At 46.6% G+C, this 19,571-nt stretch carries 18 protein-coding genes; 16 read left to right on the top strand and 2 right to left on the bottom strand.

What is annotated here, in order from left to right; translation table 11 throughout:
• Positions 1–138: 138 nt before the first annotated feature.
• Both N685_RS0115930 and N685_RS0115925 read left to right on the top strand, forming a co-directional pair.
• On the top strand, positions 139–1,683 hold the full coding sequence (locus N685_RS0115930; RefSeq protein ID WP_031409990.1) for a class I adenylate-forming enzyme family protein: 1,545 nt from the start codon (positions 139–141) through the stop codon (positions 1,681–1,683).
• A gap of 22 nt (positions 1,684–1,705) precedes the next feature.
• Positions 1,706–2,569, top strand: a complete 864-nt coding sequence (locus N685_RS0115925) for a fumarylacetoacetate hydrolase family protein (RefSeq protein ID WP_031409988.1) — start codon at positions 1,706–1,708, stop codon at positions 2,567–2,569.
• Positions 2,570–2,819: 250 nt separating this feature from the next.
• Here N685_RS0115925 and N685_RS0115920 read toward each other — a convergent pair whose 3' ends face one another.
• Together N685_RS0115920 and N685_RS0115915 are read right to left on the bottom strand one after the other, a co-directional pair.
• The gene (locus N685_RS0115920) at positions 2,820–3,758 is read right to left on the bottom strand and encodes an amidohydrolase family protein (RefSeq protein WP_031409986.1); all 939 of its coding nucleotides are present in this window, start codon (positions 3,756–3,758) and stop codon (positions 2,820–2,822) included.
• A 21-nt stretch (positions 3,759–3,779) separates the two neighbouring features.
• Positions 3,780–4,583, bottom strand: a complete 804-nt coding sequence (locus N685_RS0115915; RefSeq protein ID WP_031409984.1) for an IclR family transcriptional regulator — start codon at positions 4,581–4,583, stop codon at positions 3,780–3,782.
• A 229-nt stretch (positions 4,584–4,812) separates the two neighbouring features.
• Here N685_RS0115915 and N685_RS0115905 point away from each other — a divergent pair, with 229 nt between their 5' ends.
• From N685_RS0115905 to N685_RS0115840, 14 genes are all read left to right on the top strand, one after another.
• Entirely contained in the window at positions 4,813–6,288 is a 1,476-nt protein-coding gene (locus tag N685_RS0115905; protein WP_031409980.1) for an aldehyde dehydrogenase, read from the top strand.
• 21 nt (positions 6,289–6,309) lie between these two features.
• Positions 6,310–7,095: a 2-keto-4-pentenoate hydratase gene (locus N685_RS0115900; protein WP_031409979.1), complete on the top strand. Its 786-nt coding sequence runs from the start codon at positions 6,310–6,312 to the stop codon at positions 7,093–7,095.
• Between the two features lie 17 nt (positions 7,096–7,112).
• Positions 7,113–8,012 (top strand): acetaldehyde dehydrogenase (acetylating), encoded by a 900-nt coding sequence (locus tag N685_RS0115895; RefSeq protein WP_031409977.1) that lies wholly within the window; start codon positions 7,113–7,115, stop codon positions 8,010–8,012.
• Positions 8,009–9,040 (top strand): 4-hydroxy-2-oxovalerate aldolase, encoded by a 1,032-nt coding sequence (gene dmpG / locus N685_RS0115890; RefSeq protein WP_031409975.1) that lies wholly within the window; start codon positions 8,009–8,011, stop codon positions 9,038–9,040. Before N685_RS0115895 ends, dmpG begins: the two co-directional genes overlap by 4 nt.
• Positions 9,037–9,822 carry a 2-keto-4-pentenoate hydratase gene (locus N685_RS0115885; protein WP_031409973.1) on the top strand — a complete coding sequence of 262 codons (786 nt, stop codon included), beginning with the start codon at positions 9,037–9,039 and terminating at the stop codon, positions 9,820–9,822. Before dmpG ends, N685_RS0115885 begins: the two co-directional genes overlap by 4 nt.
• A gap of 7 nt (positions 9,823–9,829) precedes the next feature.
• Positions 9,830–10,027, top strand: coding sequence for a 4-oxalocrotonate tautomerase (locus tag N685_RS0115880; RefSeq protein ID WP_222427768.1), 198 nt, complete (start codon positions 9,830–9,832; stop codon positions 10,025–10,027).
• Between the two features lie 25 nt (positions 10,028–10,052).
• Positions 10,053–10,907 (top strand): DODA-type extradiol aromatic ring-opening family dioxygenase, encoded by an 855-nt coding sequence (locus tag N685_RS0115875; protein ID WP_031409969.1) that lies wholly within the window; start codon positions 10,053–10,055, stop codon positions 10,905–10,907.
• Between the two features lie 237 nt (positions 10,908–11,144).
• Positions 11,145–12,377 carry an ABC transporter substrate-binding protein gene (locus N685_RS0115870; RefSeq protein WP_031409968.1) on the top strand — a complete coding sequence of 411 codons (1,233 nt, stop codon included), beginning with the start codon at positions 11,145–11,147 and terminating at the stop codon, positions 12,375–12,377.
• 88 nt (positions 12,378–12,465) lie between these two features.
• Complete coding sequence (locus tag N685_RS0115865; RefSeq protein WP_031409965.1) at positions 12,466–13,326, top strand: branched-chain amino acid ABC transporter permease; 861 nt, start codon at positions 12,466–12,468, stop codon at positions 13,324–13,326.
• Position 13,327: 1 nt separating this feature from the next.
• A complete protein-coding gene (locus tag N685_RS0115860) occupies positions 13,328–14,317 on the top strand; it encodes a branched-chain amino acid ABC transporter permease (protein WP_031409962.1) in 990 nt (329 codons plus the stop codon).
• The gene (locus N685_RS0115855) at positions 14,314–15,069 is read left to right on the top strand and encodes an ABC transporter ATP-binding protein (protein ID WP_031409961.1); all 756 of its coding nucleotides are present in this window, start codon (positions 14,314–14,316) and stop codon (positions 15,067–15,069) included. The genes N685_RS0115860 and N685_RS0115855 overlap by 4 nt, the downstream gene beginning before the upstream one ends.
• Positions 15,062–15,772, top strand: a complete 711-nt coding sequence (locus N685_RS0115850) for an ABC transporter ATP-binding protein (RefSeq protein ID WP_031409959.1) — start codon at positions 15,062–15,064, stop codon at positions 15,770–15,772. Before N685_RS0115855 ends, N685_RS0115850 begins: the two co-directional genes overlap by 8 nt.
• Positions 15,773–16,175: 403 nt before the next feature.
• On the top strand, positions 16,176–17,906 hold the full coding sequence (locus N685_RS0115845; protein ID WP_031409957.1) for a thiamine pyrophosphate-requiring protein: 1,731 nt from the start codon (positions 16,176–16,178) through the stop codon (positions 17,904–17,906).
• 100 nt (positions 17,907–18,006) lie between these two features.
• Entirely contained in the window at positions 18,007–19,395 is a 1,389-nt protein-coding gene (locus N685_RS0115840; protein WP_031409955.1) for an MFS transporter, read from the top strand.
• Positions 19,396–19,571 lie beyond the last annotated feature (176 nt).

Below are 19,571 nucleotides of genomic sequence, written 5' to 3'. Positions count from 1 at the left end.
GGCTTATCTATTTGAGAAACGAGCTTGATAAGCGGCTTGCTTAGCGATTTAAATGAATAAATGATAAAGACGATTTTTGTCTGTAATGTGCCAATCAAAAACAGGAGGGTTGTGCGGTTGAAGGTTCCAATACCGAATATGGTGCAAGACATTGTGGATCATGCGACAACCCGTTATGGGGAGAAGACCGCCCTGATTGATGGAGAGCATGTACTGTCTTTTGTGGAAGTGAACGAACGGTCTTTGCGGCTGGCGGAGCGGTTGAGAGGTTTAGGTGTGCAAAAAGGTGACGCCGTGGCTGTACAGTTACCAAATAGCTGGGAATTTGTGATAGCTCATTTAGCTTTGGCACGTCTTGGAGCCATTATGGTACCTATCAATTTAGTGTATCGACAAAAAGAGCTGTCGTTTATGTTTTCGTTTGCCCATGTTAAAGCGGTCATTGCCATTGACGAATGGAAAGGATTTAATCATGCGAAAATGATGGAATCGCTCCGGCAAACGATTCCGACGTTGCAACATATCATCATCGTTGGGGAGAGAAAGCATCCTGATCACTATAGTTTCGAGTCGTTGTTGACAGGTAACGGGCTTTCAGTGAATGACGACAGGATTTCGCCAGATGATCCAATGATCATGATGTTTACCTCGGGAACGGAGTCTGATCCAAAAGCAGTCATCCATACGTATGAGACATTTATTCCCGCCCATTTGTACAATGGGCGGGAGTACGGGCTGACGGATGATGACGTTGTTCTTTGTTTGACCCCAATGAGCCATATGTTTTCTTTACCAATGATTTTAATGAGCCTTTATAACGGTGCTGCTCAAGTCATGCTATCGCAATTTTCAGTTGAGCACGTTTTAGATGCGTTCAGCCAGCACGGAGTAACCTTTTGTGTAGCTGCACCTGCCCATTTGATTGATATATTAAAAGGAACGGATGAAACAAAAGAATATCCCTCAACACTGCGTCTTGTCTTAACCGGGGGAACAAAAATTCCGTCTTGGATGGTCGAATCGTTCCGTCAGCGTTTCCGTTGTAGCGTCGCTGCTCAGTGGGGGATGACGGAAATTGGAGCGGGATCATTTACGCGGCCGAATGATGAGCCTTATCTCGCTTCCGATACGGTCGGCCGGCCGTGCCCAACAGGGGAAATCGGCATTTTTGATGAGAATCAGCAACCGTTGCCGAACGGGCAAGTAGGAGAGATCGGTTTTCGAGGTCGTTCGCTCTTCAAAGGATATTATAAAAACGAAGCTGCGACTCAACAATTTATGACCAAAGACGGCTTTTTTCTCACTGGAGATTTAGGGTGGAAAGATGAGAAAGGCTATCTCCACTATGTCAGCCGAAAAAAAGACATTATCAATCGCGGTGGGTTGAAAGTACATGCCGTGGAAATTGAGGAAGTCTTGCTCTCGCATCCGCATATTCGCCAAGCAGCGGTGATCGCCGTTCCCGACGAACGGCTTGGAGAGCGCGGCTGTGCGATTGTGTCCTTGAAAGAAGGAACGACATTTTCACTCAAGGACATGCAGCAATATTTGCTTAAGGCGGGCATGGCAAAATATAAGCTACCTGAATATTTAAAAATCATTGACGAGCTGCCGACGACAGCATCAGGAAAGGTGAGCAAAGGAATGTTGCGCAAGCAATACGCGCAGACGGGAGTCCAGTAGGAAAAAGGAGTGAATGAACTATATGAAACTAGCGCTGTTTAATGACTTTCAGCTTGGGGTCATTGTGGATGATGTCATTTATGAGATTGGAAGCCGACTGTTCGGCCGTCTGCATCAAGGGGTTGGTTTCTGTCCAATGACACAGCTGGTTGCCGAGTTTGACACCTATTATCCGCAAATTGAAAACCATTTATACGAATGTCCGGCTTATGCGTTAGCGGATGTTCGGCTGCGCCAGCCGGTGAAAAAGCCGGGGAAAATCGTTGCGGCTCCTGTTAACTACGTATCCCACCAAAAGGAAATGAAAGTGGAGCATACGGCAAGAGGGCTAGGCTTTTTCTTGAAAGCGCCTTCTTCCATTATCGGGCCCGGCGACACGATTGTTTTGCCGGATCCGAACCGTCGTTTCGACCATGAGCTGGAATTCGCATTTGTTATCGGAAAAACAGCAAAAAATGTCAAAGCGGAAAACGCCTACGATTATATATTTGGCTACACCGGGTTGATCGATGTCACGATGCGTCCGGATGAAACGCACCACGAGGAACGGTGTTTGCGCAAGTCATTTGATACGTTCACACCGATGGGGCCGTGGATCGTGACGAAAGAGGAAATTGCCGACCCTAACAACGTCAATATGGTGCTGACAGTCAATGGAGAGGTTCGGCAGCAGGTCAACACAAAGGAAATGATCTGTTCTGTCGCCGAGTTGGTGGAAATTTATTCGCACATTATGACACTTGAACCGGGCGATGTCATTACGACAGGAACACCGGATGGCGTTGGGCCGATTCATGATGGGGATGTCATCCATATGGAAATTGAGGGAGTCGGAGGATACTCCGTTCATGTTGCCTTAGCCTCTAATACGGCTGTATTGCGGTAAACGAGGGAGGGAGGAATGGTTTATGGAGAAAGGTTGGCAGCGGTACCATACCATATGGCTAATGCTCTTTTTAGGCTGGGTTGTTTCTTACATTGATCGAACGTTAACTATGTTGCCGCATTTAGTAGACATTTTTAGGCGTGGTCATTGATTTAGGCATGGACAATGAACAATATTGTTTTAAAATGGTAATGTAGACGAGGCAAAGGGGACGACAAAGAACATTCGTCCCCTTTTTGCTTGTTTTCCTTTATGGCAAGCCTAAGAAAGCCTGAACGGCTTCAAGGCTTGACTGCACAGGCGGCCATTGTGATAAATCGAACGGAAAATCTGAGCCCGGAAGCACCCGATCTTGGCCGACGAGGTCGAGCAATAGCTGCAGCACGCGATGATCCCAAACAACGGTGTCGAACCAAAAACGGCGCAAATAGTCGAGCGGCGGAGCTTGCAGTGAAGACGCCACTGGGTGCCATACGTCATACCCTTTCTGCAACCGTCCGATTTGATAGGGAAGAAAGCCGCCGCCATGGGCCAATAAAATGCGGACGTGCGGGTAGCGGTCGAGCCAGCCGCCAAGCAGCAAATCGGCAGCGCAAACGGTCGTTTCCCAAGGGACGCCAATCAAATTTGTCATTCGCCGGCCTTTCAGGCGTGGGTCGTCGCAAAGAAGCGGATGAATAAATAGAATGGCGTCTAGCGCATCCGCTTCTTCCCAAAATGGGATGAATGAATCGTCGGTGAGGAGCTTCTGTTCGACAGATGGGCCGATAATTGCCCCTTTTAAGCCGTTTTTCATGGCCCGGCGCAATTCCAAGGCTGCTTGTTCCGGATGATTGAGCGGCACTGTTGCCAAAGCCGACAGACGATCAGGGTGGTTTGACGCCAATCGGCACAGCGCATCGTTGTAAAGGCGTGCCAGCTCATTGGTGATGGCGGCTTCCACGTTGTATAAAAACAGCTGCGGAATGGGAGAGAGGAGTGAATGGAAAACGTAAGCCCGCCGTTGCGCCTCGAGGTAAGCATGGAGATCGATGAATTCCTCCTTTAGGCGAAATCCCCACTGATGGTTGATAGTCAACATTTTTTCCGCGTCATCCCAATGAACAGGAATGTGGGTTTGTTCTTCTCTCAGCCACTGCATTACTTCCGGTGGAATGAAGTGCGTATGGACATCAAAACGTTTTTCCATCGTTTTCTTCTCCTTTCTACATCATGGTATCGTCGGCTGTTTCGTTGGCGGTGACGACGGCCAATAGCCGATTTTTTCCGAAATCTCACTTGCTGCGCGTTTTACTTTGGCGATGACCGTAGGATCGTATGGATGAAAACGGTGAATCGGCCCGATCACGCTGAGTGCGTAGGAGACTTTTCCGGTGTAGTCGCGGATCGGCGCTGCGATGGAAGCGACCCCTTCACGGAGTTCCTCGATACTAACGGCGTAACCTTGGCGGCGAATGGCATACAATGCCTCGCGCAGCACGTGGGGGTCGGTCATCGTATTCAGCGTAAACTGCGTCAATCCTTGCTCGATGTATGCTTCAATATCCTCATCTTTTTGATGAGCGAGCAGCACTTTGCCTGAGCTGGTGCAATGGAGAGGGTTTCTTCGACCAATGTGTGAAAGAGCTTGAACAGGTTGCCGGCTTTCCACTCGGTGAATGTAAATCACACTCTGGTCATCAAGCATGGCAAGATGCGCTGTTTCCCGCAAGTCGTCGACCAACCTTTCCAGTATTGGTTGCGCTTCTCGGTTGATTTCTAAATGGGATGTCAGCACCGTGTTTAGTTGCAAAATGGTCAAGCCAAGCCGATATTTTTGCGTTTCCGGATCTTTCGTGACGAATCCTTCGCTGGCTAATGTGTGAAGAAGACGACTGACAGTGCTTTTTGATAATCCAAGGGAAGAGGCTAATTCGGTCACTTTTTTCTCCGGTTCATCCAGTGAGAAGCTACGCAAAATGCGGAGAGCGTTTTTGACGGATGAAAGCAAGTAGTCTTCTGTATTGCGTGCCATCGAATGCAGCTCCTTTTTAGAGTTTCATATAAAAGAACAATATTTCTTATATCATAACATAGGGAACATGATTTTTGAAAATATCACAAAGAATAAAAATAAAAAATTTTTTATTGTTTCATATAAAAGAACATTAGTGTTGTATACGGTACAACAAATCATTATGATGGGGACAAAAGATTCTAAATTCTTTGATTTCGATGCTTTCTGACAAGGGAGGAGACATTGAATGCAAACAGAAGCAATGATCAGTGAGAAAGTGAAAGCGTTTGACTGTCAACATTTCATCAATGGGAGGTTTTTGCCTTCAAAAAGCGGAAAGGTGTTTCCAAATATCAATCCCGCTACGGGGGAAGTGATCGGCACTGTCTGTGAAGGAGGAAAAGAAGAGATTGACTTGGCCGTAGCCGCTGCAAGAAGAGCGTTGGATGGTCCATGGAAGCGGATGACGACAGGGGAGCGGATCGCAGTTTTGCGGCGTATCGGTGATCTCATTTTAGAGCGCAAAGAGGAATTGGCTCGCCTCGAGTCGCTTGATACGGGAAAGCCATATTCGCTCTCCCTCACGTTGGATATTCCGCGTGCAGCGTATAATTTCCATTTTTTCGCCGACTACTTGCGTTCGGTTGGCACGGAAGCGTATCAAACCGATGAGGTAGCTATCAACTATTCGATCCGTCGGCCTGTTGGGGTCGTCGGGTTGATCAATCCGTGGAATTTGCCATTGCTGTTGTTGACATGGAAGCTCGCCCCGTGTTTGGCCGCTGGTAATACAGCCGTCATCAAGCCGGCGGAATGGACGCCGCTCACTGCAACTGTATTGGCAGAAATTTGCAAAGAAGCCGGGGTGCCGGATGGCGTGGTGAATGTTGTCCATGGATTTGGCCCGAACTCAGCAGGGGCTGCGTTGAGCGAGCATCCGGATGTTGACGCTATTACGTTCACCGGAGAGACAACAACAGGGAAAGTCATTATGGCGGCAGCGGCGAAATCGTTAAAAAAGCTGTCTTACGAGTTGGGGGGGAAAAATCCGAACATCATTTTCGCCGATGCAGATTTGGACGAAGCGATCGAGACAACGTTGAAATCGAGTTTTATGAACCAAGGAGAAGTGTGTCTCTGCGGATCAAGAATTTATGTAGAACGGCCGGTTTATGAACAATTTTTGCAAAAATTTGTAGCGAAAACGAGAGAACTTGTTGTCGGCGATCCGTTTGACCCGAAAACCAATGTCGGCGCACTCATCAGCGAAGAGCATTACGAACGGGTGATGAGCTACATCGAGCTAGCAAAGGAGGAAGGTGGTCGTATTCTAACAGGAGGTAAGCGACCGGATGGCCTGGCTCAAGGATATTACCTTGAACCGACCATTATTGTCGGTGTCAACCGAAATTGCCGCATCATCCGGGAAGAAGTGTTCGGCCCGGTGGTGACGGTCATGCCGTTTGACGAAGAAGAGGAGGTGATCGCCCAAGCGAACGACACCCACTATGGATTGAGCGCGACGATTTGGACGAACGATTTGCGTCGGGCTCACCGGGTGGCGGCGCGTATTGAAGCCGGAATCGTTTGGGTAAATACATGGTTTTTGCGGGATTTGCGCACACCGTTTGGTGGCATGAAACAAAGCGGCATTGGGCGTGAAGGAGGCATGCATAGCTTTGAGTTTTATACAGAGTTGACGAATATTTGCATTAAGCTTTAGCCGCGATGACCGAAGGAGGTGATGATGGTGAAGAAGTGGAACGATTATGCCAAGTTACTGCTGGCTGCTGAGAGGGAGAGACGTCCTCTCTCTCCCTTGACGACACTCGATTCGGCGCTAACCGTGTATGACGCCTATCAAATTCAATTAAGGACAATTGAACAAAAAGTAAAGGAAGGGCGTCAGATTGTCGGCAAGAAAATCGGATTGACCTCTAAGGCGATGCAGCAGTTGTTGAGGGTTGACCAGCCGGATTATGGCCATTTGCTTGATGATATGGCGGTGGAAAACGGTGGGGTTGTTTCGTGGGAGCAAGTGTTGCAGCCAAAGATGGAAGCGGAAATTGCGTTTGTCTTAAAACGTGACTTAGTTGGCCCGCGCGTGACTGTCATTGATGTGCTACTGGCGACGGATTATATCGTCCCGGCGCTGGAGATCGTTGACAGCCGCATTGCCGATTGGAATATCTGTCTTGAGGATACAATCGCCGATAACGCTTCATCGGGACTTTATGTTTTGGGGGAAAAACGGTTGCCTGTTCATGCCGTTGATATTGCGCAAATCGGCATGGCTCTTTATCGAAACGGGAAGTTGGCCAATACGGGCGTTGGGGCCGCAGCGCTCGGACATCCTGCGCTTTGTGTCGCTTGGCTGGCAAACAAGCTCCATGAATATGGAAAAGAGTTGAAAGCAGGGGAAGTGATTTTATCCGGCGCTTTGTCGGCAGCGGTGAGCGTCGAGCCCGGCGATGTGTTTTTCGCTCGCTTCGCCCATTTGGGGGAAGTGCGGGTCGAGTTTGCGCCATAAGTAAGGGAGGAGAGACTGTGGAGAAGATCAATGTAGCGATTCTTGGTTCTGGAAATATCGGAACTGACTTGATGTTGAAGCTTGAGCGTTCGGATGTGTTGCGGTTGACGACAGTAATTGGGATCGATCCGCAGTCGGAAGGGTTGCGTCTGGCGCGGGAGAAAGGGTATCGCGTCATTGACAGCGGCATTCAAACGTTTTTAGAACACCCGGAATGGGCGGATTTCGTCTTTGATGCGACGTCGGCGAAAGCGCACATCCGTCATGCAAAGCTGTTGAAGCGGATCGGGAGGGTCGTCTTTGATTTGACGCCGGCGGCCGTTGGACCGTTTGTTGTGCCGCCTGTTAATATAACGGACCATTTAGAAGAAACCAACATTAACTTCATCACATGTGGTGGACAGGCGACGATTCCGATCGTTCATGCCATTGGACGCGTCCAACCGGTCGCTTACGCTGAAATTGTCGCGACGATTTCAAGCAAAAGCGCAGGGCCAGGGACAAGAGCGAACATTGATGAATTTACAGCAACGACTGCTCGAGGGCTTGAAAAAATCGGTGGGGCAAAGCGCGGAAAAGCCATCATTATTCTCAACCCGGCTGAGCCACCCATTTTGATGAGAAATACGATTTATGCACTTGTGGAAGGAAATAAAGCAGCGGCGCGCGAAATTTGCGATTCGATCGAGGAAATGGTAGAAACCATTCGTTCGTACGTTCCCGGCTATCGGTTGCGCACAAGTCCGATCATTGAAGGGAATAAGGTGACGGTGATGATTGAAGTCGAAGGAGCGGGCGATTATTTACCGAAGTATGCCGGAAACTTGGATATTATGACTGCCGCTGCGGTGAAAGTGGCGGAAGAAGTCGCGAAACATCGACTGTCGAAGTTGTTGGCTGAGGAGGGAAAACGATGAAGCGAGCAATTACGATTACAGAAGTGGCATTGCGTGACGGCAGCCACGCCATCGCCCACCAATATACAACGGAGCAAGTGGCCATGATCGCCAAAGCGCTCGATGAAGCGAACGTTCCGTATATTGAAGTATCGCACGGAGATGGTTTGGGCGGGTCTTCGCTGCAGTATGGATTGTCGCGTACCGATGAATTTGCACTGATTGAAACAGCTGTGGCAGTTTGTCGGCAGGCCAAAATTGCAGTGCTTCTTCTTCCTGGCATCGGAACGGTTAAGGAATTGAAACAGGCCGCTCGCTTAGGAGCGAAAATGGTACGCGTCGCCACTCATGTGACCGAGGCAGATATTTCAGCCCAACATATTTCCGCAGCGAAGGAGCTTGGAATGGAAACAGCCGGGTTTTTAATGATGTCGCATATGGCGCCTGTGGAGGTGCTTGTCCATCAAGCGCAGCTTATGGAAAGCTACGGAGCGGATGTCGTCTATGTCGTAGATTCAGCCGGCGCCCTCTTGCCGCATGAAGTGAAAGAGCGCGTTCGTGCATTAAGGGAAAGTCTTGGAATTGAGGTTGGTTTCCACGCTCATAACAATTTGTCATTGGCGATGGCCAATACATTAGCCGCGATCGAGGAAGGAGCGACGCGCGTTGACGGCAGTGTTCGCTGTTTAGGGGCTGGCGCTGGGAACACGCAGACGGAAGTGCTTGTTGCGGTGTTGGATCGGATGGGCATTCCGACCGGCATTGATTTGTATAAAATGATGGATTTGGCCGAGCAGCTTGTGGCACCGATCTTGCCAAAAGCTCAGGAGATTACGCGCGACAGTTTGACTCTCGGATATGCGGGGGTTTATTCAAGCTTCCTTCTTCACGCGCAACGGGCCGCTCGAATGTTTGGCATCGATGTCCGCGATATTTTAATCGAACTTGGCCGTCGAAAGGTTGTTGGCGGTCAAGAAGATATGATTGTCGATGTCGCTGCTGAAATGGCACGCCAAAAGGCTACTGTCGGGGAGGGAGAGTGGCGATGACCTCTCTTGACTATGGAAAACTCGCTGTGGAGCTTCTGAATGCTGAATATGAGAAGAGAGAAATTGTTCGCCTAACTGTTCAATATCCAAACATGACGGTTGAGGAGGCGTATGCTGTTCAAGAGCGGCTCGTGGCGATGAAACGGGAGAACGGCTATCGCATCATCGGCCCAAAAATGGGATTGACGAGCGCCGCGAAAATGGCGCAAATGGGGGTGAACGAGCCGATCTACGGATATGTGTTCGATTATATGGTCGTCTCTAACGGGGGGACGGTGGCCATGAATGAGCTGATCCATCCGAAGGTGGAAGCGGAAATCGCCTTCATTTTAAAAGAAGATGTTAAAGGGCCGAATATTGACGCGGCAGACATTTTAGAGGCAACGCAGTATATCATCCCGGTTTTAGAAATTATTGATAGCCGCTATACTAACTTTCAATTTACGCTGATGGATGTGATTGCCGACAACGCTTCCTCATCCCGAGTCGTATTCGGAAGCCGCCTTGTTTCTCCAAGCGCCCTTGAACTCGACTTGCTTGGAGTGAGTTTATCAATCAATGGTGAAGGAAAGGCGTTCGGTGCTGGTGCGGCGGTGTTGGGGCATCCAGCTAACGCGATTGCCATGCTGGCTAACATGCTGTCCAGAAAAGGGGAAGGACTGAAAGCTGGGGAAATCATTTTAGCTGGAGCGATGACGGAAGCTGTCCGCTTTGTGGCAGGGGATGTCGTGTTTGCCCAGTTCGATCAATTAGGAACGGTTTCGTTCCGAGCGACAGATTAAGGAAAGGATGATCCGCATGCCGATTGTTCATATCTATTTGCTCGAAGGAAGGCCGGAAGAAAAGATTCAAGGAGTCATTCGCGAAGTAACTGATACAATCAGCACTGTTTTAGGCTCGCCAAAGGAAAACGTGCGGGTCATCGTGTCAGAAGTGCCAAAATCTCATTGGGGTGTCGCCGGTATCCCAATGTCCGATAAACAATGAAAATGGAAGAGGAGGAAAAATCACGATGAGTTTGGAGTTAGCCATGCTTGTTCCGCATACGCCGCGAATGTGTTTTGAGGATCGCACTCCTGAGTTTCAACATGAACTCGTCAAAGGAATGCACGAAGTGGCGAAAATCGTCGAGCAAGTCAAACCGGATACCCTTGTTTTGATCTCGTGCCATTGGATGTCAAGTTTCGACCATTTCGTTGATGCCACCCCAAGACATAAGGGGATATTGACCGCTGTAGAATGTCCGGATTTGATTGCTGATGTCCCTTACGATTATCCAGGGGATGAAGAGCTTGGTAAACAACTTGTGAAGGTGGGGAAAGAAGCAGGGCTTCGGGTCGTTGAAGTCAACGATCCAACCTACATTTGGGATTACGGGACGGTCGTTCCTCTTCGCTACTTAGTGCCAAATGAGGATATCGCTGTTATTAGTCTATCGGTGACGTGGGCAGCCAACTTGGAAGAAACGTATACGTGGGGACAAGTGATCGGCAAAGTGTTGCGTGAAAGCAAGAAAAAGACGATGTTTGTATGTAGCGGTGCGTTAGCGCATAACCTCGTTCGGCGACCCGAGGCGCTACCGACATTGGCCGAGCAGGCGTTGGACCGAGAATTTTTGCAATATTTACAAAACAATCGTGTGCGAGCCGCTTGGAACATGCTTCCGCAATACGCGCGAGCAGCCGGTGTTGAATCCGGAGGCCGCCACTTGGCCGCCTTGCTTGGTGTCATTCAAGAAAACTATCACAGCCGTTATTATGGGTATGGCCAATCATCCGGCAGTGGGAATGTGGTAATGACGTTCGAACCTGCCCCTGTCCAATACAAGACGTTGTACGTTCCGCAACAGACTGCACAGCACTCGTGAAAGTTGTTTCATTTGGTTTCCTGCTGAAAAAACATTGCTTTTAGTTTTGTTTCATATAGAGGAGTACAGCGCTTTCATACGCAACAACTTTTGCATTAATATAATAGTTGTAATCTTTTAAATATTTACAATATATTCCGTGGCATGCGCTGGGGATGGGTTTTCATTTTCTTGATTGGTGATTGATTCACTTTACAAAAAATGAAAACGCTTTAATAACCAAAGGAGGCGAGAAGAATGAGGAAAACGAAAGGGTTTTGGAAACGGGCAATGGGGATGATGGTGATGGCCGCCTTGCTCATGACGGCGGGATGTGCGCAAAGTAACACATCGAGTGGATCCGGTTCAGATAAGGGCAATGGAGGAGATTCAGGGGGATCGGTCAAAATCGGTTTTATTCTTTCGCAAACCGGTACGTTTGCTCCTCTATCCGAAGGGATCATCAACGGTTTTCAACTGTATTTAGAACAGCATAACGGGATGCTTGGTGGAAAGAAGGTTGAAATGAAGGTGGAAGATGATGAAGCGAACCCACAGGTGGCTTTGCGTAAATATCGGCAATTAGTTCATGGTGAAAAAGCTGATATCCTTGTAGGACCGATTTCTTCAGCGGTTGCGTATGCCTTGCGTGATGAAGTCGAAAAGGACAAAAAAGTGCTAATCGATGCCAACGCTGCTGGTGATGATCTTTCGTGGAGCAAAAAGAGCGATTACGTCTACCGTGTCTCATTCTCGAACTGGCAAAACGGTAGCAGCACCGCGAAATATTTAGCAGAACAAGTCGGCAAAAAAGCCGTTATCCTTGCTCCGGACTACCCAGCTGGGAAGGAAGTGCTTCGGGCGTTCAAGGTTACCTTTGAAGCAGCGGGTGGAAAAGTTTTGAAAGAAATTTATCCGAAGTTGAACACGAACGATTTCGCCCCGTATCTTCAGCAGGCGTCAGCGGAAAAACCGGATTTCATTTACGCGTTCTTTACTGGAAGCGACGGCATTAGGTTTATTACTCAGTATAAAGAATTTGGTTTGAAAGGGAAGATTCCGTTGACAGGTTCTCTGGAGTTTGGGGATGAGCTTTTAACTCAGCCTACTGGGGAAGCGGCTGAAGGCATCATCGCTGGGATTAACTATTCACCGTACTTAGACAACGAACAAAATAAACAATTTGTTGAAGCTTATAAAGAGAAATATGGAAAATTGCCAAATATTTTTGCCGTCCAAGGATACGACTCAGCGGCAGCGATTGATCAAGCGATAAATAAAGCTGGAAGTTTAAACTCTCAGGATTTGATTAAAGTCTTGAAAGGCATTTCTCTCGATAGCCCGCGTGGTAAAATTACGATCGATCCGGCAACACATAACCCAGTTCAAAATTTCTATATTTCAAAAAATGTTTTAAAAGACGGTGCCATCGTTCCCCAAATCATGGAGACCGTAGAGAATGTCAAGATGCCCGAGGACTCACCATTTTAATTCACCAGCAAGGAGGAGATGGTCGTCTCCTCCTTCCTAAAAAATTAGCACTAGAACTGAAAATTTAGAAAAAAAGGTAGGATGAGAGGTGTCTGCCATTCTAGCACAGTTGCTCACAGGAGTAGCCTATGGGATGCTCTATTTCATGATTGCCGCTGGTTTGACGATTATCCTTGGGGTCATGAATGTTGTGAATCTTGCTCACGGAACGCTGTTTATGCTTGGCGCTTATATTGCGTTTACGTTTATCAATGATGAACTAAGCTTTTGGATTTCTTTGCTTCTAGCTGTTTTTCTGACTGCTGTATTGGGATTAGTGCTGGAAAAATGGCTGATTAAGCCTGTATATGGCAAAGAGCTTGAACAAGTGTTGCTGACCTTCGGGTTAAGTTTTATCATTGCCGATACTGTTGAATGGATATGGGGCACGGAAATGCATACGCTTCCAACACCGGATTTGTTGAGTGGGTCATTATCCATTGGAAGCACGGAGTTTCCGGTGTATCGGCTGTTCGTTGTTTTGGTTGGGTGTTTATTGGCTTGGTTGCTATGGTACTTGGAAACGAAAACACGTATCGGAGCGATTATCCGCGCGGGTGTGGACGACCGTGCCATGGTTAGCGCACTTGGTGTTAATGTTGGACTTGTGTTTACTGGAGTGTTTGCTTTTGGAGCGGCGCTGGCAGGATTAAGCGGCGTATTGGGCGGGCCGTTGATCGGCATGTATACGGGCATGGACAATGAAATTCTTGTCACGTCCCTTATTGTCGTCGTCATTGGCGGACTGGGGTCATGGAAGGGCTCGTTTATTGGTGCGATTGCAGTCGGAGTGATTGAAACCTTTGGAAAAGTATGGTTCCCCTCTTTGTCTATGTTGATCGTGTTCCTCATCATGATGATGGTTCTTATCGTTCGACCGCAAGGGTTGTTTGGAAGAGAGGTGGTATAGAGTGAAAAAGTTGTTGTTTGGTGCTGTGTTGTTGATTGCTCTTGTTTTTGCTATGCCGCTCGTTTTGTCAGATTTCGGGATCAACTTGGCAACGGAGATCTACATTATGGCCATTTTTGCGATGAGCCTTGGGTTGATCATGGGCTATGCAGGAATGGTGTCGCTTGGGCACGCCGGTTTTTTTGGCATTGGTGCTTATACAGTGGCCGTTATCGGTCAGCACGTAGCAAATACATATTTGTTGCTTCTGCTGGCTGTGGTTATTTCAGGGCTTATTGCCTTAGTCACCGGAGTTGTGTTTATTCGTACGTCCAAGTTTTACTTTTTAATGATTACTCTCGCTTTTGGACAATTGTTGTATGTTTTGTTTTGGCAATTAAAGACTTGGACAGGCGGGGCAGACGGAATGTCCGTTTCCGCTGTCATGAATTTTGGGTTTGGAGAAATTGTATCTCCGAATGGTCTCTATTATGTCATGGGACTCGCTTTTGTCATTTCTTACTTTCTTTTGCACCTGTTTGTTGAATCACCAGCAGGAAGGATTACGAGAGGTGTGATGGAAAATGAGGCGCGAATGAGCGCTCTCGGTCATAACGTTCGAGCTTACAAACTGCTTGTTTATACATTGTCTGGATCATTGGCAGGACTGGCCGGTGCGCTCTATGCCTATTTTAATGTATTCGTTTCGCCGGATTTGTCCAGCTGGATGTTTTCTGGGCAAGTGATGGTGATGGCGATTATCGGCGGAGTAGGCACGTTGCTTGGGCCAGCACTTGGCGCCAGCATCTTTATTTACTTGCAAAACTTTATGAGCACGTATACCGAAAGATGGCCGATGATCATGGGAGTATTGCTTGTCGCTCTTGTTCTTGCTGGAAAAGGAGGGCTTATTCATTGGCTGCAACACGGAAGGCGTCTTTTGGTTTCACGCAAACGGACCGGTGAGGCGGTTTCGCAACAGCCGGTAAAAAAGGGGGAGGCTGTCCATTGAGCTTGCTTAGAGTAGAAAACATTAGCAAGTCGTTTAAAACGTTGCAAGTGCTGCGCGATGTTTCTTTGGAGGTGAACCACGGGGAGCGCCATGTCATCATTGGACCGAACGGTGCTGGGAAAACGACGCTTTTCCATTGCATAACGAACATCCTGCCTATTGACACCGGTGCTGTGTATTTGGACGGAAAAGAGATCAGCAAACTTCCTGCCCATCATCTTGTCCATTTAGGTATGTCAAGGACGTTCCAAAAAAACAACTTATTTGGCGACTTGACAGTGGAAGAAAATATTCATTTGGCGCTTGCAGCAAAAAAAGTGTATCGGTACGATATTTTTTTACCACTGACTGCCCGGTCGGACATACGCAAGGAAACCAATGATATTTTGGAACAGTGGGAAATTTTCAATCGTCGTCATGTAAAGGTGAAACATCTTTCTTATGGGGAGCAGCGATTGCTTGAAGTGTTGTTGGCCATGGCCAGCAATCCGAAGGTTCTTTTGCTCGACGAACCGACATCAGGAATGTCGCCGGCGGAAACGGCGCAGACAGCGGCAATGATTCAAAAGATGCCTCGCTCTATAGCGCTGGTGATTATTGAACACGATATGGACGTTGTCTTTGCCATTGCGGACCGCATCACAGTTCTGCACCATGGGGAAGTGGTGTTAAGCGGCTCCCCAGATGAGATCAGAAACAATGAGATGGTCAAAGAAATTTACTTTGGAGGAGGAGCGAAACAATATGCTTGAGCTCCAAGATGTTCACTCGTACTATGGAACGAGTTACATTCTTCAGGGAGTCAGCTTTTCTGTTCCAAAAGGAAAATGCGTCGCTTTGCTTGGACGGAACGGAGCAGGAAAAACGACTACCATTCATACAATTGTCGGGTTGCATAAGGCAAGACAAGGAAGCATTCGGTTCAAAGATCGATCGATTGAATCGCTTCCTCCCCATCAAATTTCTCGCCTTGGCATCGGGTTTGTGCCGCAGGGGAGGAGAATCTTTCCGTCGTTGACGGTAAAAGAAAATTTGACGATGCCGGCGCGGAAACGAGAGCAGGAAGGACGCGGCCATTGGGAGCTGGAGAATGTTTATCAGTTGTTTCCTGTCTTAAAGGAACGGGAGAACAACTTAGGCACGCAGTTGTCAGGCGGCCAGCAGCAAATGCTGGCGATTGGGCGAGCGCTGATGACCAATCCCGAGCTTTTGTTAATGGATGAACCGTCTGAAGGGCTGGCGCCGATCATTATTGACCAGGTTGGGGAGATTATCGTTCAGTTGAAAGAAGCGGGGTTGTCGATTTTGATTGTGGAGCAAAATATCGCCCTCGCCTGCAAAACAGCAGATGAAATTTTGGTCATGAATAAAGGGAAAATTGTATGGAGCGGTTCGCCGAATGAATTGATGGCCAATGAAGATGTCAGGCATAAGTATCTAGGGGTTTCGAGTTAGACATTTTTGATCAAAAACTGATGATTGCCACAGTATGCACATCCAACTTAATGTTGAGTTTGAAGGAAAAGGATCATCTTTCAGACTTGTTAGGTATTATCCAAAGAAATTGATAAAGCTGCTATTACGGGATGAGAGATTCCCACAGCATCGTTTCCTAATCAAGAGTAGCCATACGATTTCTAGTTTTATTTCATATAGAGGAATGCAAGGTTTCCATGCGAAACAATTTATGTATTAAAATAATATTAATAATATTTTTAATATTTAAAATAAAAGTTAATTTAATAATTGGGGGGAGGGGTTTAATGTTCGCTTGAGGTGAGCTATGGCGAATATAGGGAATAATAAACTGTCACGAGAAGAGGGGAAAGGGAGCTAGTGAAAAAAAGGGGGGGAGAAAGTGTTCGATAAATATACTACCGGCACCGCTTTTTTAGAGGCTCTGCAAGAAGCTGGTGTATCCTATATCTTTTGTAACTTAGGTAGCGATCATCCTGCGATTATAGAAGGTCTAGCAGAGGCTAGTCAGAAGGGGATCGAGCTTCCTAAAGTGATCACTTGTCCACATGAAATGGTAGCACTCAGTGCAGCGCATGGATTTGCGCAGGTTACTGGAAAGCCTCAGGCAGTTCTCGTGCATGTTGAATGTGGTACACAAAATCTTGGCGGAGCTATCCATAATGCGGCAAAAGGGAGAATCCCTGTACTCATTTTTGCTGGCGCTTCTCCTTTCACGCAGGAAGGAGAAATGGTGGGAAGTAGAAACGAGTTTATCCATTGGATACAGGATGTCTTTGATCAAAGAGGGATAGTAAGGGGATACGTTAAGTACAATAACGAAATTCGATCAGGAAAAAATGTAAAGCAATTGGTGCATCGGGCGTTACAGATTGCCCAAAGTGATCCAAAAGGTCCAGTATATTTAGTTGGACCTCGGGAGGTAATGGAAGAAGAAACTGGTAGAGTTACAGTTAATCCAGCGTTGTGGGAGCCGATTCGGCCATCCGCCCTCCCTGAGGAAGGGGCAAGGGAAATTGTGAGCAGTTTGGTAAACGCAGATAACCCGTTAATTATAACGTCCTATTTGGGGAGAAATGCTAAAGCGGTTGATGAACTTGTAGAGCTAAGTGATCGCTTGTCCATACCGGTTATTGAATCGGTTCCTAATTACATGAACTTTCCAAGCAATCATCCTATGCACTGTGGTTATTTATGGAACTCACAAGACCAAAATATGTTATTAACTAAAGCAGACGTTATACTAGTCTTAGATAGCGATGTACCGTGGATTCCTATAAAAAATAAGCCGCCAGAATATTGTAAAATTTACTATATTGACGTAGATCCTCTTAAAGAACAGATGCCATTATGGTACATTCCCTCTCAGCACTTTTTTAGGGCGGACTCCTTTACAGCATTGAAACAACTAAATGGGTTATTGCGGCAAACTCCTGTAAATTGGGATGCAGTACAGAAAAGATATAAGTGGGTCGAGCGGATTCATCACGAGCAACGAAAGGAATGGAAAGAAAAAGAGTCGTATAGGGAGGGCATCATTACCTCTGAGTATTTAACTGCGTGCATTAGGGAACTTGTTGATGATAACACGATTATCGTTAATGAAGGAATCTCTAATTATGAAACGATATATAGACATATTGGAGCGACAAAGCCTGGATCTATTATCGGAAGTGGTGCAGGCTCACTAGGATGGAACGGTGGAGCTAGCATAGGAGTAAAATTGGCCTTGCCGCATAAGAAGGTTATTAACTTAACAGGAGATGGAAGCTATTTATTTAGCATCCCTTCTACTGTTCACTGGATGGCTAGAAGATATCAAACTCCATTTTTGACTGTTATATACAACAACAAAGGATGGAAATCTCCTAAATTATCCACATTAGGCGTGCATCCGAACGGGGCAGCACGAAAAATAAATGAATTTTGGGTGAGTTTTGAGCCATCTGCAGACCTGGCAAAAATCGCAGAGGCAGCCGGAGGAGCTTACGCTAGGACTGTTAAAAGCCCTGATGAACTGAAAGATGCCTTACAGAGTGGGTTAAGGGCATTGGAAGAGGGGAGAGCGGCTGTATTGGACGTTCATCTTCCTACTGTCCAAGAAGAGTGGTAACATTATGAGAAGCTTCGGTCGTAAAGGAGGTAATATACTTCTAACCTGTCCAAGTAGGTTGGCTTTTTGCAGTCGCGCGAATATTAAAGTTATTAGGGGGATCAAGATGCGTCAGGTCAATGCATTGGAAGTTGCGGCGACTAGTAAGTTTAATAAATTTCACCTTATGGTCTATCTATGGTGTTTTTTTGCAATTACTTTTGATGGATATGACATTGCTTTATATGGAGTAAGCTTGCCTTTACTCATGAAAGAATGGAATTTGACAGTGGTTCAGGCCGGCGCTATAGGAAGCTATTCACTGATCGGAATGATAATCGGTGCGTTAGTATTTGCTCCTTTAGCAGACAAAATAGGAAGAAAAAAAGTGTTGATCATATGTATGACCATATTCAGTATCTTTACATTTCTAGGTGGAGTAATTGATAGTCCTATTGCTTTTACTATTATGCGCTTTATTGCTGCATTAGGAATTGGTGGGTTACCAGCTAATGCTATTTCTTTAATGACAGAGTACTCCCCGAAGGCGAACAGGACGATTATTGTCGCCACAATGTACTGTGGATACTCTATCGGTGGGATCCTAGTATCGTTGCTAGGAATATATGCAGTTCCGGAAGTAGGATGGAGAATTCTGTATTGGGTCGGTGGGTTTCCGCTGCTGGTTCTTCCGTTTCTCCTAAAACAGTTCCCAGAATCTCTTTCATTTTACATTTTGAAAAGACAAACCAAGAAACTGAGTAGCATCTTAAATCGTATAAATCCCCTTGGTGATTATACGGAAGAAGATGATTATTGTTTTGAAGAGATTCAAAATGAGTCCAAGGGATTTCCAGTCAAAAAGTTGTTTGAAAAACAACGGGCCATTAGCACCTTTGCCTTTTGGATCGCTGTATTTAGTTGTTTATTAATGGTATACGGCTTAAATACATGGCTTCCGAAAATTATGCAACAGTCTGGTTATGGTCTTTCATCGGGATTGGTATTCAATATAGTTCTATGTATAGGTCAAGTTGCTGGTTCGTTGATCGGTGGTTTCTTAGCGGGAAAGCTCGGTCATAGAAAAGTATTAGTTTCGATGTATATATTAGGGGCAGTATGTTTCGTGATTTTGGGAGCGACTTCAAATCTGTTTATGTTATACGTACTTGTAGCTATGGGGGGAGCATGCACAGTCGGCACACAAAATTTAGCCAATCCTTATATCTCAGAGTATTATCCTAAGGAAGCAAGGGCTACAGGAATCGGATGGGCGTTAGGGGTTGGCAGAATTGGTGCTGTCGTAGCTCCTACGTTGATCGCCTTAATTTTAGCGGTAGGACTTGCGCCACAAAAAACATTTATGGTTTTCGCAGTTCCAAGTATAATAGGTGCTCTCGCCTTACTTTGCGTTCAGGAGAGATTTGGGAGTTTTGATAATGTGGGCAATTCCAGTCATTTGAAACAACTACCCTCTCGGGTGTCCGAAACAAATAATATAACTCTATGAGGTAGAGGATCCGCTTGTGGTCTCACGGTTGAAAGCGTTATCTATATAAGTTGCAATTTTGTTTTACATGGCATTGTTCGATCTTCTTGTTACCGTGCCAGCTTGTCAGGTGATAAAGACGAGGCATGGAGATCGGAAATTCTTTATTACAACTTATATATTATTGAAAGAAATTA

Source organism: Geobacillus vulcani PSS1 (assembly GCF_000733845.1).
In the GTDB taxonomy this organism is placed as follows: domain Bacteria; phylum Bacillota; class Bacilli; order Bacillales; family Anoxybacillaceae; genus Geobacillus; species Geobacillus vulcani.
This window is presented reverse-complemented; position numbering and strand designations above follow the sequence as displayed.

Bases quoted from the DNA above. Each gene is read 5' to 3' on its own strand.
- N685_RS0115930 (WP_031409990.1), top strand. From the start codon at position 139: ATGGTGCAAGACATTGTGGATCATGCGACAACCCGTTATGGGGAGAAG.
- N685_RS0115925 (WP_031409988.1), top strand. From the start codon at position 1,706: ATGAAACTAGCGCTGTTTAATGACTTTCAGCTTGGGGTCATTGTGGAT.
- N685_RS0115920 (WP_031409986.1), bottom strand. From the start codon at position 3,758: ATGGAAAAACGTTTTGATGTCCATACGCACTTCATTCCACCGGAAGTA.
- N685_RS0115915 (WP_031409984.1), bottom strand. From the start codon at position 4,583: ATGGCACGCAATACAGAAGACTACTTGCTTTCATCCGTCAAAAACGCT.
- N685_RS0115905 (WP_031409980.1), top strand. From the start codon at position 4,813: ATGCAAACAGAAGCAATGATCAGTGAGAAAGTGAAAGCGTTTGACTGT.
- N685_RS0115900 (WP_031409979.1), top strand. From the start codon at position 6,310: ATGATGGTGAAGAAGTGGAACGATTATGCCAAGTTACTGCTGGCTGCT.
- dmpG (WP_031409975.1), top strand. From the start codon at position 8,009: ATGAAGCGAGCAATTACGATTACAGAAGTGGCATTGCGTGACGGCAGC.
- N685_RS0115885 (WP_031409973.1), top strand. From the start codon at position 9,037: ATGACCTCTCTTGACTATGGAAAACTCGCTGTGGAGCTTCTGAATGCT.
- N685_RS0115880 (WP_222427768.1), top strand. From the start codon at position 9,830: ATGATCCGCATGCCGATTGTTCATATCTATTTGCTCGAAGGAAGGCCG.
- N685_RS0115875 (WP_031409969.1), top strand. From the start codon at position 10,053: ATGAGTTTGGAGTTAGCCATGCTTGTTCCGCATACGCCGCGAATGTGT.
- N685_RS0115870 (WP_031409968.1), top strand. From the start codon at position 11,145: ATGAGGAAAACGAAAGGGTTTTGGAAACGGGCAATGGGGATGATGGTG.
- N685_RS0115850 (WP_031409959.1), top strand. From the start codon at position 15,062: ATGCTTGAGCTCCAAGATGTTCACTCGTACTATGGAACGAGTTACATT.